Below are 15,578 nucleotides of genomic sequence, written 5' to 3'. Positions count from 1 at the left end.
CTCAGCGGCGGGGTGCCGGGGTGCGCTTGGCTGTATACATCCGGGTGTTGAGCAGGTCGGCGTAGCGCTCGATGACCTTGGGCCGGATCACCTTCATGGATGGTGTCATCAGCCCGTTGTCCTGGGTGAACTCCTCGGGCAGGATGATGAACTTGCGCACAGATTCGGCCCGGGAGACGCCCTCGTTGGCCCGGTCCACATACTCCTGGACCTCGGCCCGGACCACGGCGTTCTGCGACGCCTCCTGCAACGACATGTTCCGATCCAGTCCCTTGGAGGCCAGCCAGGGCCGTAAAGCGGTCTCATTCAGGGTTACCAGTGCTGAAATGAAGGGGCGCTTGTCTCCCAGAACCAGGGCCTGGGAGACGATCTCGGAACGCTCAATGACCTCCTCGATGGGCCTGGGTGAGACGTTCTTACCTCCTGCCGTGATGATTAGGTCCTTCTTGCGCCCTGTCAGGAAGAGGAAGCCGTCACGGGAGAGCCGTCCCAGATCGCCGGTGGCGTACCAGCCGTCCTCGGTGAATGAATCGCGGGTGGCCTCCTCGTTCTTGTGGTAGCGGTGGAAAACGCAGACGCCCTTGATCTGTACCTCGCCGTCCGATGCGATGCGGATGGTGAATCCTGGGAAGGGGATGCCCACCGAGCCTCTGTGGTAGGGAGTGCCCAGGGGGTTGAAGGCGCAGGGTGCAGTGGTCTCGGTCAGGCCGTATCCCTCATAGACCGGAACATTGGATCCGCGGAAGAACCCCAGCAGCTCCGGGTCCAGGGGAGCGCCACCGGAGACGATCCACTTGGCCCGTCCGCCCAGGACCTGGCGCAGGGAAGAATAAACCAGCGGGTCGTAGAAGGCTCGCCGCAGGGCACTGCGCCTGGTCGGCCAGCCCTGGCGGGAGATGTCCTCCATGTAGGTGCGTGCCGCCCGTGCCGCTCCGTTGAAGATCCTCCCCTTGATGCCATGCCCGGCCTTTTGGGAGGCGGCGTTGTAGACCTTCTCAAAGACCCTGGGTACGCCGATAATCACCGTGGGCTTGGACTCCTGCAGGTCGGACAGCAGGGTGGCCAGTCCGGAGGAGATATAGACGTGCATGGTCCCGTAGACGACACCGTAGCTGATGGCCCGGGCGAAGGTATGGGCCTGGGGCAGGAAGAGCAGGATGGAGCCATCCGGATCGTGGGTCAGATTGGGGATGAAGGCGTTCAGGTTCCTGGCCAGCTGGCAATAATGCTCATGGGTCATCTCCACGCCCTTGGGCGCTGCAGTGGAACCGGAGGTGTAGACGATGGAGCAGAGGTCGGTCTTACGGATGGAGTTAATCCGCTCGTCGAGTTCGGCGTCGCTGACCGACTCCCCATAGGCCTGCAGCTCCTGCAGGGCACCGGACTCCAGGCAGGCAATCCGCTCCAGGGTGGGGCACTCCTTGTCGGCCCCCTCGGCCTTGGCCCGCATCTCGGCGGTCTGCACCACCAGCAGCCTGGCATCGGAGTTGTTGACGATGAATCGGATCTGTTCGGCCGAATCGGTGTCGTAGATGGTGGCGATGACCCCGCCGATGGACAGGACGGCGGCATCAACGATGTCCCACTCGTAGCTGGTCCTGCACATGAAGGCCACGGCATCGCCCTTCTTCAGCCCGTAGTGCAAAAAGCCCTTGGCAGTGGTCCTGATGTCGTGCAGGATCTCTCGGCCGGTCCGGTAGGTCCAGCTGCCGTTCTCTACAAAGTGCAGAACCGGCTGGTCGGGGGTGCGGCGGGCACGATCAGCGTAGATGTCGTAGACAGTCATGTCGTCAGGAACCGGACCCATGCCGGCGGTAGTGGCCGAAAGCAGTCCCGAGGCAGGATCCATGCGCGTGGTGGTGGCGTAGTCAGCTGACCAGAAATGCGTATTGGGCAGGGCGAGGGCTTCTTGGGCGGCACCTGATGGATCCGCGGCCTCCTCGCCAGTCGGTCCCTCCCCATGACCCACCTGGTGTGTCACAAAAGATTTGACCGATGCTAGTAACGACACGTTGTCTCCTTCAATAATCGCGGGATATGTCCAGAATAGCCGCCCACTTGGAGAAGGGCGGGCCCGGTGCTAAAGTAGGCACGTTGCTTTGGCGAGGGAGACCGCACGGTCTCCGTTATCGACTCGGCTGGATCATCGGCGCCCTTTCCTTTGGCGGTCCGGAATCCGACGCGGCGATGCGCCAGGACCGGCCCAGGTCGGTCTTGAGGAACCACTCAAGGAAGGAAGCCAACATGGCTAACACAATTAAGCTCGAGGGCGAAGTTCGCGACCAATTCGGCAAGGGAGCGGCACGCCGCATGCGCGTGGCCCAGCAGATTCCAGCCACCATCTACGCCGGCGGTGCCCAGCCCGACTACATCAAGCTGCCCATGCGTGAGACCACGCTGGCCCTGCGCCGCGCCAACGCCCTCTTCTCCATCAGCTTCGGCGGGCAGACCAAGACGGCCGTGGTCAAGGACGTGCAGCGCAACCCCGTCAAGCGCCAGGTAGAGCACATCGACTTCTATGAGGTCCGCGCCGGCGAGAAGGTCACCGTGGAGGTGCCGGTCTTCGTCAGCGGCGAGACCAAGGGCGCTGCCGTGGCCTTGATCGACACCCAGAACCTGCAGGTCCGGGCCGACGTGTCCAACTTGCCCGAGCGCATCGATATCAGCGTTGAGGGCCTGGCCGAGGGCGACAAGATCCTGGCCAAGGACATCAATCTGCCCGAGGGCTCCGAGCTGATCATCGACGATATGGAGGAATCCATTGTCTCCGTTGAGATCCCCAAGGAGGAAAGCCTGGAGACCCCCACCGAGGAGACCGAACAGGCCGATACGGAAGCTGCTCCGGAGGCCGACGCTCAGAGCGAGTGAATCCGAAGGTTCGATTTGCAAGGCCGTGGGATCATCAGGATCCTGCGGCCTTTTTGTCTAAGACGGTCACAATGCGAAATGCGCCGGACAGGTCAAGGCCTGCCTATGCAATAGTTCGGGTACCGGGCATCGCCATAAGCATCGCACCCGAGCAACCAAATACAGTAGCAAGAAGAAGTGGTAGATAATGGCAGAGCAATCACATCACGACCCGAAGGCACTCAATGAGTTGGCGGACGCTTTCAAGGTCATTCCCAACGATCATCCCGCCTCTGACGAGGAGCGTGCCCGGCTGATTGACAAGCCCGCCTTCGGCCAGCTCTTCTCAGACAACATGACCCATATGGGATGGACTTCGGAAGGCGGCTGGAAGGATCGCAGGGTTGAGCCCTACGGACCGATTAACCTGGATCCGGGGGCCTCGGTGCTTCACTACGCCCAGGAGGCCTTCGAGGGACTCAAGGCCTACTACCACGACGACGGCTCCATCTGGCTCTTCCGACCCAATGCCAACGCCCAGCGCTTCTACAATTCAGCCAAGCGTCTGGCCCTGCCCCCGCTCGAGCCCGATGACTTCCTGGGATCGGTCGCGGCCCTGGTCCGCCGTGACGCGGCCTGGGTGCCGAAGCGGCGCGAGTACACGCTCTATATGCGCCCCTACATGTTCGCCTCCGAACCCTTCCTGGGCGTGCGCGCCCCGCATGCAGTGGACTATTGCGTCATCGCCTCGCCTTCGGGACCCTACTTCGCCGGCGGCGTCAAGCCGGTCAGCATCTGGGTGGAGGACAAGTGGTTCCGCACCGGCCCCGGCGGCACCGGCTTCGCCAAGTGCGGCGGTAACTATGCGGCCTCCCTGCTGGGGGAGAACCGTGGTGCCGAGCACGGCTGCGAGCAGGTCTGCTTCGTCGATGCTGCCACCAAGACCTACCTGGAGGAGCTGGGCGGCATGAACATGTTCACCGTCCACAAGGACGGGCACCTGGAGACCCCCAGCCTGACCGGAACCATTCTTCCCGGCGTCACCCGCAACTCCCTGATCGCCCTGGCCCAGGATCACGGTCGTGACGTGGTGGAGACCATGATCCGTCTGGACACCCTGCTGGACGACATCCGCTCCGGCGAGGTCACCGAGGTGTTCGCCTGCGGGACCGCCGCCATCATTACCCCCATCGGGCGCTTCAAGTCCGAGAACTTCGACGTTCAGGTGGCCGACGGTGGTTCGGGCAAGGTCACCATGGACTTCCGCAACGAGCTCCTGGGCATCCAGTTGGGCGAGATCGAGGATCCGCACGACTGGATGTGGAAGGTCTGCTGAGCACTGACCCCATTCCTGCCTGACAGGTCTTGAAAGGAAGGCGGCTTCAGGGCGACTTTTTGCCCTGGGCCGCCTTCCTTCATCTTTGTGGCCTTGGACACATCCCCGGCCTGTTCAGCCTTGGGGTTGGCTAATCTATAGACAGATTTGAGTGCGGGACGATTACGGGAGGAGAAGCGCGGGATGAAGACGGCCTTGGAGGGGAACCTCATCTTCATGGTCATCGAGTACCTGGGCATCTTGAGCTGCGGGCTTTCGGGCGGTCTGGCTGCCGTGCGCAAGGGCTACGACATCATCGCCATCCTCTTGGTTTCCTGGATCAGCGCCCTGGGCGGTGGGGTGGTTCGTGACGTCCTGCTGGGACAGGTGCCGCCCAGTGGCATCACCGACAAGGGCTCGGTCATCGTCACCCTGGCATCCGGCCTGGTGGTGGCTGTCGCCCATCCTGAAATCAGCCGAATGACCTGGTCCATGCTGGTCACCGATGCCATGGCCCTGGGGTCCTTCGCCGTCAACGGGACCGCCAAGGCCCTGATGTGCGGAACCGGTGGCATGACGGCCATCTTCATGGGCATGGCCACGGCCCTGGTCGGCGGCCTGCTGCGCGACATCCTCCTCAACCAGGTGCCGGCGGTCATCCAGGACCAGCACTGGTACGCGCTGCCCTCCCTGATCGGTTGTCTGCTGACCTTGGCCTCCACGCGCGCCCAGCAGCATGGGCTCTATCCGGCCCGGGTCGATATGATCCTGGACCTGGCCATTGTGGCCCTGGTGGTCGTTTTGCGCATCATCTCGGTGAAATTCGACATCCTGGTGCCCGGGGCAATGGACCGTCGCTCGGCCCGGCTGCCGCTCAACGACGCCCAGCTGGCCAGGGCCATCCGTCACTTGATGCGCGGCAGGTCGAACATCAGCGTCACCATCAAGCACACCGGCGAGGACCCGGACAGGAAATCGGATACGAAAAAGGGCCGGTGACCCAAGCGCTTGGATCACCGACCCCAATGGGGCACCCGGTTCAGAGGGCGTTGACGGCGTTGGCCAGACCGGACTTGCGGTTGGCGGCCTGGTTGCGGTGAATCACGCCCTTGCCGGCGGCCTTGTCCAGACGGCGGGCGGCCACCTGGTAGGCAGCCTGAGCGGCCTCCTTGTCACCGGCATCCACGGCCTTGCGCACGGAACGCACGGAGGTCTTGATTGCGCTCTTGACCTCCTTGTTGCGCAGGTGCGCCTTTTCGTTGGTGATGACCCGCTTCTTCTGCGACTTGATGTTTGCCAATGTTGCTCCAAACGATGAATGTATCTGTACAGACAACCCACCATAGTAGCACCCGACCGGGAGAAGAATCCGCCAGGGGCGGGCGCTTCGGCCCAGGGCATCGTCTAGAATCGTTAGACCAGACGTACGTGAGGAGAGCAGACCGGTGCAGGAAGCCAAGAACCAACCAGGATTCACCGACCAATCGCTGATCCGCAACTTCTGCATCATCGCCCATATCGATCACGGCAAATCCACGGTGGCCGACCGGATCCTGCAGCTGAGCGGGATCGTGCCCAAGCGCGAGATGCACGACCGGTTCCTGGACAGGATGGACATCGAGCAGGAGCGTGGCATCACCATCAAGTCACAGGCCGTCCGCCTGCCCTGGGCCAAGGACGGCGTCGAATACACCCTGGGCATGATTGACACCCCCGGCCACGTGGACTTCACCTACGAGGTCTCCCGGGCCCTGGAGGCCTGCGAGGGCGCTGTCCTGCTGGTGGATGCCACCCAGGGCATCGAGGCGCAGACCCTCTCCAACCTCTATATGGCCCTGGAGGATGACCTGACCATCATCCCCGTCCTCAACAAGATCGACCTGCCCTCGGCCGAGCCTGACAAGCATGCCGAGGAGATAGCCAACCTGATCGGCTGCTCCACGGACGAGGTGCTGCGGGTATCGGGCAAGACCGGCGAAGGTATCCGCGAACTGGTGGACCGCATCGTGGACCAGGTGCCGGCCCCCAAAGGGGACCCCAAGGCTCCGGCCCGGGCCCTGATCTTCGACTCGGTCTACGACTCCTACCGGGGAATCGTCACCTATATCAGGATGGTGGACGGCGAGCTCAAGGAGCGCCAGAAGATCCGCATGATGGGCCGGGGGACCGTGCATGACCCCATCGAGCTGGGCGTGATCAGCCCGGACATGACCCCCACCAAGGCCCTGGGTGCCGGGGAGGTCGGCTATATAATCACCGGCGTCAAGGACGTCAGCCAGTCCAAGGTGGGCGACACGGTCACCACCGAGGCCAACCCGGCCAAGGAGCCCCTGCCCGGCTATCAGGACCCCCAGCCCATGGTCTATTCCGGGCTCTTCCCCATCGACAACGCCCAGTTCCCCGAGTTGCGCGACGCCCTGGACAAGCTCAAGCTCAACGATGCGGCCCTGGTCTACGAACCGGAGACCTCGGTGGCCCTGGGCTTCGGTTTCCGCTGCGGCTTCCTGGGGCTGCTGCACATGGAGATCGTCACCGAGCGCCTGAGCAGGGAGTTCGGCATGGACCTGATCGCCACAGCCCCCAACGTCACCTATCAGGTCACCATGGAGGACGGCAGCGAGCACACGGTGACCAACCCCAGCGAATTCCCCGACGGCAAGGTTCGCCGGATTCTGGAGCCGGTGGTCAGCGCCGACATCATCACCCCCAAGGAGTTCATCGGACCAGTCATGGAGCTCTGCCAGGACCATCGTGGGCAGATGGGGACCATGGAGTACCTGAGTCCCGAGCGCGTAGAGATGCACTACCGGATACCCCTGGCCGAGATCGTCTTCGACTTCTTCGACCAGCTGAAGAGCCGGACCAAGGGCTACGCCAGCCTGGACTACCAGCCCGACGGCACCCAGTCCGCAGACCTGGTCAAGGTGGACATCCTCATCCAGGGGGAGAAGATCGACGCCTTCTCGGCCATCGTCCACAAGGACAAGGCCTACGCCTACGGGGTGATGATGACCAAGAAGCTGCGCAAGCTGATTCCGCGCCAGCAGTTCGAGATCCCCATCCAGGCGGCAATAGGGTCGCGAATCATCGCCCGGGAGACCATCAGTGCCCTGCGCAAGGACGTGCTGGCCAAGTGCTACGGAGGCGACATCACCCGCAAGCGCAAGCTGCTGGAGAAGCAGAAGGCGGGCAAGAAGCGCATGAAGATGCTGGGACATGTCGAGGTACCTCAGGAGGCTTTCATCGCCGCCCTGAGTACAGGCCAGGCCCAGGACCGGGACACCAAGGACAAGATCCGGGCCGCCGCCAAGAAGGAGGGCTGAACGGGTGGGATCCTACCAGGTCTACATCCATGTGCCCTTCTGCATGCGCCGCTGTGGCTACTGCGACTTCAACACCTACACTGCCCGGGACCTGGGCGGGGGCGCCAGCTGGGAGCACTACGCCGACCTGGCCATCCAGGAGATGCGCATGGTCCGGGACTGGCAGACCTCCCGAGGCCTGATAGAGCCGCCCGTGTCCACCATCTTCTTCGGCGGAGGCACGCCGACCATCCTGCCTGCCCAGGATCTGGTCCGCATGGTCGAGGCCGTGGCCGACCTCTGGGGGCTGTCCCCCGGGGCTGAGATCACCACCGAGGCCAACCCCGACACCGTGGATCGGACCTATCTGGAGCAGCTGCTCCGGGGCGGCATCAACCGCGTCTCCTTCGGCATGCAGTCAGCGGTGCCCAGCGTCCTGGCCACCCTGGACCGTACCCACACCCCTGCCAATGTGACCACTGATGTGGCCGCTGCTCAGGATCTGGGACTCAGGGCCAGTGTGGACCTGATCTACGGGACTCCGGGGGAGCGGCTCGAGGATTGGCGGACCAGCCTGCAGGCGGCCCTGGACCTGGGCGTGGACCATGTCTCCGCCTATGCCCTGACCCTGGAACCGACCACCAAGATGGGCCGTGCCGTGCGCCGGGGCCAACTGCCCGCCCCCGATGACGATGACGAGGCGGCCAAATACGAGATGGCCGACGACATGCTCTCCCAGGCAGGCCTTAACTGGTACGAGATCTCCAACTGGGCCCGTCCCGGCCAGGAGAGCCGCCACAACCTGGGCTACTGGCACAACGTGGACTGGGCCGGCATCGGGCCCGGCGCCCACTCCCACTATCGGGGCCTGGACGGCCAGGACACAGGCATGGCGCCGGTGGATGCAGCTCGGGAACAGGAGCCCATGCCGTCCGTCTCGCCCGGTTTCAGGGCCACAGGAACATCAGCGGTGCAGGATGCCGATCCCGGGGCACGCTGGTGGCTGTCGCCGGAGCCCGGCCTGGGGGAGCGGCGTGCCCGGGCCATCCGCTCCTGGGACATCGCCCACCCCAGGGACTGGGCCGCCGCCATGGATGCCGGACACGTGCCCTGGCAGGATGCCGAGCTTCTGGGCTTCAGACAGGACCTGGAGGAGACGGTCATGCTGGCCCTGCGCCTGCCGGAAGGCCTGGGACTGGATCGGCTGACCAGGCAGGCGGGTCGTCCGGCCGACCCGAAGATCCTTAGGGATCTGGTCGATCAGGGTCTCCTGCTGCCCTTGCGTGACAGAATCCAGGTGACCCGCCGGGGCCGTCTGCTCAACGATCTGGTCATCGATCAGGTCCTGGATGCGGTAGGAATTCGTTAGACACTACGGAACGTTACACGGATGTCACCTGTGGATGCATTATCCTGTTGATTCACCATTGACAAGGCTCCTCAAGGGTGGAGCATGCCGGCCCCGCCCCCGTCCACGAATGAGGTGATTGCGGTGTCATTCACGGCCCCTCTCGATTTGCACGTTCACGGCCCGCAAGGGCTCTATGACCCTGATACGGAACACGATGCCTGCGGTTTCGGCATGGTGGCCACCCTCAACCGACGGGACGAAAGACTGATCGTCGAGCAGGGCATCCGCGTCCTGGTCAACCTGGACCACCGAGGGGCCGTGGGAGCCGAGCCCAACACCGGCGATGGGGCCGGCATCATGCTCTCCATGCCCGACGGGTTCATGCGCACCCGTGTCCACCGGGATCTTCCTGAAGCCGGCCACTATCTGGCGGGCATGGCCTTCCTGGACAGGGACCCGGCGCAGGCTGCCAGCCAGGAGGAGGCCATCGCCTCCATTGCCGGCCAGGAAGGGCTGCGCGTCCTGGCCTGGCGGTCAGTGCCCACCGATCCTGACGGACTGGGTCTGCAGGCTCTGGCTTCCATGCCCCGCTTCCTGATGCCCATCATGTGCGACGCCGGGCCTCAAGGCCGTGGAGGGCTGGAGCTGGAGCGGCTGGGCTACCGGGTCCGCAAGCGGGCCGAGCACGAGCTGGGCGTATACTTCGCCTCCCTGTCCTGCCGGACCATCACCTACAAGGGCATGCTGACCACCAAGCAGCTGCAGGGCTTCTTTCCCGACCTGAGCGATCCGGCTATGAAGGCCCGCCTGGCCATCGTCCACTCCCGCTTCTCCACCAACACCTTCCCCTCCTGGCCCCTGGCCCAGCCCTTCCGGATGATCGCCCACAACGGGGAGATCAACACCATCCAGGGCAACCGCAACTGGATGTCGGCCCGAGAAGGAATGCTGAGCTCGGAACTGCTGGGCGACATGGCCCCGCTCCTGCCGGTCAACACCCCTGGAGCCTCGGACTCGGGCACCTTCGACGAGACCCTGGAGTTGCTCCACCTGGCAGGACGGTCCCTGCCCCACGCAGTCTCCATGATGATGCCTCCGGCCTGGCAGCAGGATCCGGACATGGACCCCGACCTGAAGGCCTTCTACGAGTACAACGACACCCTGATCGAGCCTTGGGACGGCCCGGCGGCCATCGTCTTCACCGACGGGACCCTGGTGGGTGCCCAGCTGGACCGCAACGGCCTGCGCCCGGGCCGCTGGCAGCTGACCGACGACGGCCACCTGGTCCTGGCTTCGGAGGCTGGCGTCCTGGAAGACACACCCCAGGAATCCATTGTCGCCAAGGGCAGGCTGGAGCCGGGACGCATGTTCCTGGCTGACACCAAAGAGGGCCGGATAGTGCCCGACAGCGAGATCAAGCACCAGCTGGCCAGCCTGCACCCCTACAGGAAGTGGGTTTCCGAGCGCACCGTCCGCCTGGACGACCTGCCCGAGCGCGAGCATGTCAACTACTCGCGCATCTCGGTCCACCGCCGGCAGCAGGCCTTCGGCTACACCCGGGAGGACCTGACCATGCTGCTGGGTCCCATGGCCGAGACCGGCAGCGAGCCCATCGGGTCCATGGGCAATGACGCGCCCATCGCCGTGCTCTCACGCCGGTCCCGCATGCTCTTCGACTACTTCACGCAGAAGTTCGCCCAGGTCACCAACCCGCCCCTGGACTGGGAGCGTGAGGAACTGGTGACCAGCATCGCCTCGGCCATCGGGCCCGAGCCCAACCTTCTGGAGGACACCCCCGAGCACGCCTGGAAGATCCACATCGACCTGCCAGTGGTGGACTCCGTCCAGATGGCCCAGATCAAGCGTCTGGACCGGGCGCCCGTCCTGGAGGGGCGCTTCCGCCCCCGTCTGATCCGCGGCCTTTATCAGGTGGCTGGAGGTGGCAAGGCCCTTGAGGAGCGTCTGGAGGCCATCGAAAGGGAGGTGGATCAGGCCATCGAGGAGGGCTGCAATGTGCTTGTCCTCTCCGACCGCGATTCCAACCACATCTGGGGACCCATTCCCTCCCTGCTGCTGACCGGGGCCGTACAGCACCATCTGCTCCGTCAGCACACCCGCACCCAGGTCTCCCTGGCTGTGGAGGCCGGCGATGTTCGTGAGGTCCACCATGTGGCCCTGCTGATCGCCTACGGCGCAGCCTGCGTCAACCCCTACCTGGCTTTGGAGTCAGTAGAGAATCTGGCCAACAGCGGGGATCTGCACGTGGATGCCAAAAAGGCCTCAAACAACCTGGTCCGGGCTCTGAGCACCGGGGTCCTCAAAATCATGAGCAAGATGGGCGTGAGCACCATCATGTCCTACCGCGGCTCCCAGCTCTTCGAGGCCGTTGGACTGAGCCAGGAGGTCATCGACCGCTGGTTCACCGGCACCACCTCCCTGGTGGGCGGCATAGGACTTGATGAGATCGCCGCCGAGGTGGCCCGGCGCCATCGGGTGGCCTATCCCATTGAGTGGTCCGCAGGATCCGGGCATGATCTGGAGACAGGCGGCAACTACCATTGGCGGCGCACTGGTGAAGATCACCTGAACGACCCGGAGTCCATCTTCCTGCTCCAACAGTCCACCAAGCGAGGGGACTATGGGCTTTTTCGTGCCTACACGGACCATGTGAACGCGGCGACCAAGCAGGGCATGACCCTCCGTGGCCTCATGGAGCTGCATTCCGACAGGGCGCCCATTCCGCTGGACCAGGTTGAGGCCGCCGAGTCCATCGTCACCCGCTTCTCCACTGGAGCCATGAGCTACGGGTCCATCTCCCAGGAGGCCCATGAGACCATGGCTCTGGCCATGAATCGGCTGGGAGCCAGGTCCAACTCTGGCGAGGGGGGCGAGTCCTCGGACCGGATTGCGGACCCGGCCCGGACCAGCCGCATCAAGCAGGTGGCCTCCGCCCGGTTCGGGGTCACCAGCGACTACCTGGTTTCGGCCACTGATCTGCAGATCAAGCTGGCCCAGGGAGCCAAGCCGGGGGAGGGCGGCCACCTTCCCGGCGCCAAGGTTCCACCCTGGATCGCCCAGGTCAGGCGCTCCACACCCGGGGTCGAGCTCATCTCGCCTCCGCCCCACCACGACATCTACTCCATCGAGGACCTCAAGCAGCTGATCCACGACCTGAAGATGGCCAACCCCCGAGCCCGCATCCACGTCAAGCTGGTCTCCGAGCACGGGGTGGGAACAGTGGCCGCGGGCGTGGCCAAGTGCCATGCCGATGTGGTCCTCATCTCCGGCCAGGACGGAGGCACGGGAGCAGCCCCGCTCAACGCCATCAAGCACGCGGGTACCCCCTGGGAACTGGGTCTGGCCGAGACCCAGCAGACCCTGGTCATGAACGACCTGCGCTCGCGGATTGTGGTCCAGTGCGACGGGGAGCTCAAGACCGGCCGCGACGTGGTCATAGCCGCCCTTCTGGGGGCCGAGGAGTTCGGCTTCGCCACCACAGCCTTGCAGGTGGAGGGCTGCGTCATGATGCGGGCCTGCCACAAGAACACCTGTCCCCAGGGCATAGCCACCCAGGATCCGGAGCTGCGCTCGCGCTTTACCGGTCGGCCTGAGGATCTGATCAACTTCTTCATGTTCATGGCCCGCCAGGTGCGGGAGATCCTGGCCTCCCTGGGCTTCGCCAGCCTGGAGGAAGCGGTCGGCCACGTGGAGTGCCTGCGCCGGGACCCCTCTGTGCAGACCTGGAAGAGTCGGGGTATCGACTTGGATGCCATCCTGCGCAAGCCGGGCCCTACCCCCGGCACTGTGCTCCACCACACCCAGGCCCAGGACCACGAATTGGACAAGTCCCTGGATGTGGACCTGATCAATCAGGCCGTCGATGCCCTGGACGAGGGTCGGCCGGTGGCTATCAAGACAACCGTGCGCAACGTCAACCGGAGCGTGGGCACCATGCTGGGCTACAGAATCACCCGTAAATACGGGGCGGCAGGCCTGCCACAGAACACCGTGGACATTACGCTCACAGGTTCTGCCGGACAGTCCTTGGGTGCCTTCATCCCCAGAGGTGAGACCATCCGGGTGATCGGCGAGGCCAACGACTATGCAGGCAAGGGGCTTTCCGGGGGCCGTCTGATCCTCCACACTGCCCCGGGCGTTCGCTTCGATCCGCACCGGACCGTCATCTGCGGCAACGTGGCAGGATTCGGAGCTACCTCAGGCGACATGTTCGTGGCAGGCCGGGCCGGGGAGCGCTTTGCCGTGCGCAACGGTGGCGGACGCTTCGTGGTCGAGGGCCTGGGCGACCACGGTTGTGAGTACATGACCGGCGGCCTGGTGGTGGTTCTGGGTTCAACTGGTCGCAACTTCGGCGCCGGCTTCTCGGGAGGGGATGTCTACCTGCTGGACATGGATGCCTCCCGGCTCAATCCTGAAGCCTGGAATGACGGCTCTCTGCTGGCCCTGGAGCCCGACCAGGACCAGGCGGCCATGCTCAAGGAACTGATAGCCGAGCATGTCCGGTTGACCGGGTCAAAGACTGCAGCCGCCCTGTTGGGGGACTGGCCAAGAGCACTGGCCAGGTTCACTCATCTGGTTCCCCGTCGTTATCTGGCCATGAAAAAGGCCATGGAAGAGGCCGAACGCGAGCAGGTGGACTTCAACGAGCCCGGCGTCTGGGACGCCACCTACGCCCAGGTCATGGAAGGAGCGCACTGATATGGTCGACCCCAAGGGATTCCTCAAGGTACGCACCCGGCACGAGCTGGCCGAGCGCCCGGTCGCTGAGCGTCTGAAGGACTGGCGGGATGTACACCAGACCACTGGCCCCGGGCCCTGGACTGCTGAACAGGCCGCCCGCTGCATGGACTGCGGCACCCCCTTCTGCATGACCGGATGCCCCCTGGGCAACCTGATACCCGAGTTCAACGACCTGCTGTCCCGGGGCCGCTGGGAGGAGGCCTACGAACGGCTGAGCCTGACCAACAACTTCCCGGAGTTCACCGGACGGATCTGCCCGGCTCCCTGCGAGTCCTCCTGCGTGCTCTCCATCCACCAGCCGGCCACCACCATCAAGCTGGACGAGCAGACCATCATCGATCAGGCCTGGTCCCTGGGTCTGGTCAAGCCCCGGCCTCCGCAGCGGCTGACCGACATGACCGTGGCCGTGGTCGGGTCCGGTCCCGCAGGGCTGGCATGCGCCCAGCAACTGACCCGGGCAGGGCACACGGTGGTGGTCTACGAGCGCGCCGACGCCATAGGCGGCCTCCTGCGTTACGGCATTCCTGCCTTCAAGCTGGAGAAGTCCTTGTTGGATCGTCGGCTGGAGCAGATGGAGGCCGAAGGGACCCGATTCCGCACCGGTATTGAGGTGGGCCGAGACCTGACCTGGGACCAGTTGCGGGCCCGCTATGACGCCCTGGTGGTGGCCATCGGTTCCACCGAGCCCCGCCGGGTGGACCTGCCCGGGCGGGATTTGCAGGGCATCCACTACGCCATGGACTTCCTGCCCGATCCCACACGTAAACTCATGGGCCGCGAGCCCATCAACAAGATCGATGCGGCCGGCAAGGACGTCATCATCATCGGCGGCGGCGACACCGGGTCGGACTGCCTGGGCACGGCCCTGCGAGAGGGTGCCAAGTCGGTCACCGTCCTGCAGATCCGTCCCAAGGAGCCCTCTTCCAGGCCCGATAACCGGCCCTGGCCAACCTACGCCCGGCTCTACAATCCCACCTCTTCCATGGAGGAGGGCGGCCATTATGAGTACGCCGTGGACAGCCTGGAATACCTGGGTGCTGAGTCTGATGACCAGATCAATCTGGACCATACCAGCGCCCCGACCGGATTTGACCGGGACCATGAGGGACGGGTGCGCGGCGTTCGCGTGGTGGACGTCAGCCGTGATGACCAGGACCGAATCATTCCCCATCCCGATACCGAGCGGGTCCTGCCGGCCGACCTGGTGCTGATCAGCATTGGCTTCGCTCACCCGGAGACGGCCACCCTAACAGGGCAGACCGGCGTAGGGTTGGACGGGCGCGGCAACGTGGCCCGGGATGCCGACTACGCTACCGACCGCGACGGGATATTCGTGTGCGGCGATGCCGGACGCGGCCAGTCCCTGGTTGTCTGGGCCCTGGCCGAAGGCCGTTCCTGCGCTGCGGCTGTGGACCGGTATCTGACTGGTTCCACCGAGTTGCCCGCCCCCATCCGAGCCGATGAGCGCGCCATGACCCTGCCCGCGGCCGACCGGCGCCCACGCTAATATGAAAAGGTATGGTGCCGATCGAATGGATGGAGGCAGTGGGATATGACCAACCGCGCTGAACGTAGGGCGCAGGCCAAGCGGAGCCGCCGTGGCGGCAGCGACGACCGGAGAATGACGGTCAAGGGCAGGGCCGGAGTGATGGATGAACGGGCCTTGCAGGAGCGATCCCGTCGGCTGGAGGCTGGCCAGGACGCGGAGTGGAAGCCCACCGGGCACACCGATGACCTGGTGCAGAAGGACTCTGTGGACCCTAACGACCGCAACCCTCGTCTGTTGAAGGCTCCTCGCGGCTTACGCGAATGGCTGCGAATCCTCGTCTGGGCCCTGATTATCTGCTCAGGCCTGGCCTTCTTGGTCTGCATGTGGCTGCCCCACGTTCCCATCTGGGCCACTATCGCCATCGCGGCGGTCTTCTGCCTGGGGGTGCTGGGGCTCTTCCTTGTAGGCGGGAACCGGGACAATCCCCGTCTGGACTCCTACGGAACGGCACTGTGA

The 15,578-nt window shown here is 64.5% G+C and carries 10 protein-coding genes; 8 read left to right on the top strand and 2 right to left on the bottom strand.

Going from position 1 to position 15,578, the window contains the following annotated elements:
- Window position 1 precedes the first annotated feature (1 nt).
- Complete coding sequence (locus ACUIAI_RS03750; RefSeq protein WP_445342688.1) at window positions 2–2,011, bottom strand: AMP-dependent synthetase/ligase; 2,010 nt, start codon at window positions 2,009–2,011, stop codon at window positions 2–4.
- A 233-nt stretch (window positions 2,012–2,244) separates the two neighbouring features.
- On the opposite strand from ACUIAI_RS03750, the gene ACUIAI_RS03745 reads away from it, so the two are divergent.
- From ACUIAI_RS03745 to ACUIAI_RS03735, 3 genes are all read left to right on the top strand, one after another.
- On the top strand, window positions 2,245–2,868 hold the full coding sequence (locus tag ACUIAI_RS03745; RefSeq protein WP_110412966.1) for a 50S ribosomal protein L25/general stress protein Ctc: 624 nt from the start codon (window positions 2,245–2,247) through the stop codon (window positions 2,866–2,868).
- A gap of 187 nt (window positions 2,869–3,055) precedes the next feature.
- Window positions 3,056–4,183: a branched-chain amino acid aminotransferase gene (locus ACUIAI_RS03740; protein ID WP_445342687.1), complete on the top strand. Its 1,128-nt coding sequence runs from the start codon at window positions 3,056–3,058 to the stop codon at window positions 4,181–4,183.
- 183 nt (window positions 4,184–4,366) lie between these two features.
- Window positions 4,367–5,161 carry a trimeric intracellular cation channel family protein gene (locus ACUIAI_RS03735; protein ID WP_045935415.1) on the top strand — a complete coding sequence of 265 codons (795 nt, stop codon included), beginning with the start codon at window positions 4,367–4,369 and terminating at the stop codon, window positions 5,159–5,161.
- A 40-nt stretch (window positions 5,162–5,201) separates the two neighbouring features.
- Here the strand turns inward: ACUIAI_RS03735 and rpsT are convergent, their stop codons facing one another.
- Window positions 5,202–5,462 (bottom strand): 30S ribosomal protein S20, encoded by a 261-nt coding sequence (rpsT, locus tag ACUIAI_RS03730; protein ID WP_015021872.1) that lies wholly within the window; start codon window positions 5,460–5,462, stop codon window positions 5,202–5,204.
- Between the two features lie 145 nt (window positions 5,463–5,607).
- On the opposite strand from rpsT, the gene lepA reads away from it, so the two are divergent.
- The 5 genes from lepA (at window position 5,608) to ACUIAI_RS03705 (ending at window position 15,578) form a co-directional block, all read left to right on the top strand.
- Window positions 5,608–7,485, top strand: coding sequence for a translation elongation factor 4 (gene lepA, locus ACUIAI_RS03725; RefSeq protein ID WP_445342686.1), 1,878 nt, complete (start codon window positions 5,608–5,610; stop codon window positions 7,483–7,485).
- A 4-nt stretch (window positions 7,486–7,489) separates the two neighbouring features.
- Entirely contained in the window at window positions 7,490–8,833 is a 1,344-nt protein-coding gene (gene hemW, locus ACUIAI_RS03720) for a radical SAM family heme chaperone HemW (RefSeq protein ID WP_445342685.1), read from the top strand.
- Between the two features lie 123 nt (window positions 8,834–8,956).
- Window positions 8,957–13,531 carry a glutamate synthase large subunit gene (gene gltB / locus ACUIAI_RS03715; RefSeq protein WP_445342684.1) on the top strand — a complete coding sequence of 1,525 codons (4,575 nt, stop codon included), beginning with the start codon at window positions 8,957–8,959 and terminating at the stop codon, window positions 13,529–13,531.
- A gap of 1 nt (window position 13,532) precedes the next feature.
- Window positions 13,533–15,080, top strand: coding sequence for a glutamate synthase subunit beta (locus ACUIAI_RS03710; RefSeq protein ID WP_445342683.1), 1,548 nt, complete (start codon window positions 13,533–13,535; stop codon window positions 15,078–15,080).
- 45 nt (window positions 15,081–15,125) lie between these two features.
- Window positions 15,126–15,578: a tripartite tricarboxylate transporter TctB family protein gene (locus ACUIAI_RS03705; RefSeq protein ID WP_445342682.1), complete on the top strand. Its 453-nt coding sequence runs from the start codon at window positions 15,126–15,128 to the stop codon at window positions 15,576–15,578.

The organism is Bifidobacterium sp. ESL0827, assembly GCF_052606685.1.
The sequence above is the reverse complement of the archived record's forward strand: the minus strand, read 5'-3'. Positions and strand labels throughout refer to the sequence as shown.

Bases quoted from the DNA above. Each gene is read 5' to 3' on its own strand.
- ACUIAI_RS03745 (WP_110412966.1), top strand. From the start codon at position 2,245: ATGGCTAACACAATTAAGCTCGAGGGCGAAGTTCGCGACCAATTCGGC.
- ACUIAI_RS03740 (WP_445342687.1), top strand. From the start codon at position 3,056: ATGGCAGAGCAATCACATCACGACCCGAAGGCACTCAATGAGTTGGCG.
- ACUIAI_RS03735 (WP_045935415.1), top strand. From the start codon at position 4,367: ATGAAGACGGCCTTGGAGGGGAACCTCATCTTCATGGTCATCGAGTAC.
- ACUIAI_RS03710 (WP_445342683.1), top strand. From the start codon at position 13,533: ATGGTCGACCCCAAGGGATTCCTCAAGGTACGCACCCGGCACGAGCTG.
- ACUIAI_RS03705 (WP_445342682.1), top strand. From the start codon at position 15,126: ATGACCAACCGCGCTGAACGTAGGGCGCAGGCCAAGCGGAGCCGCCGT.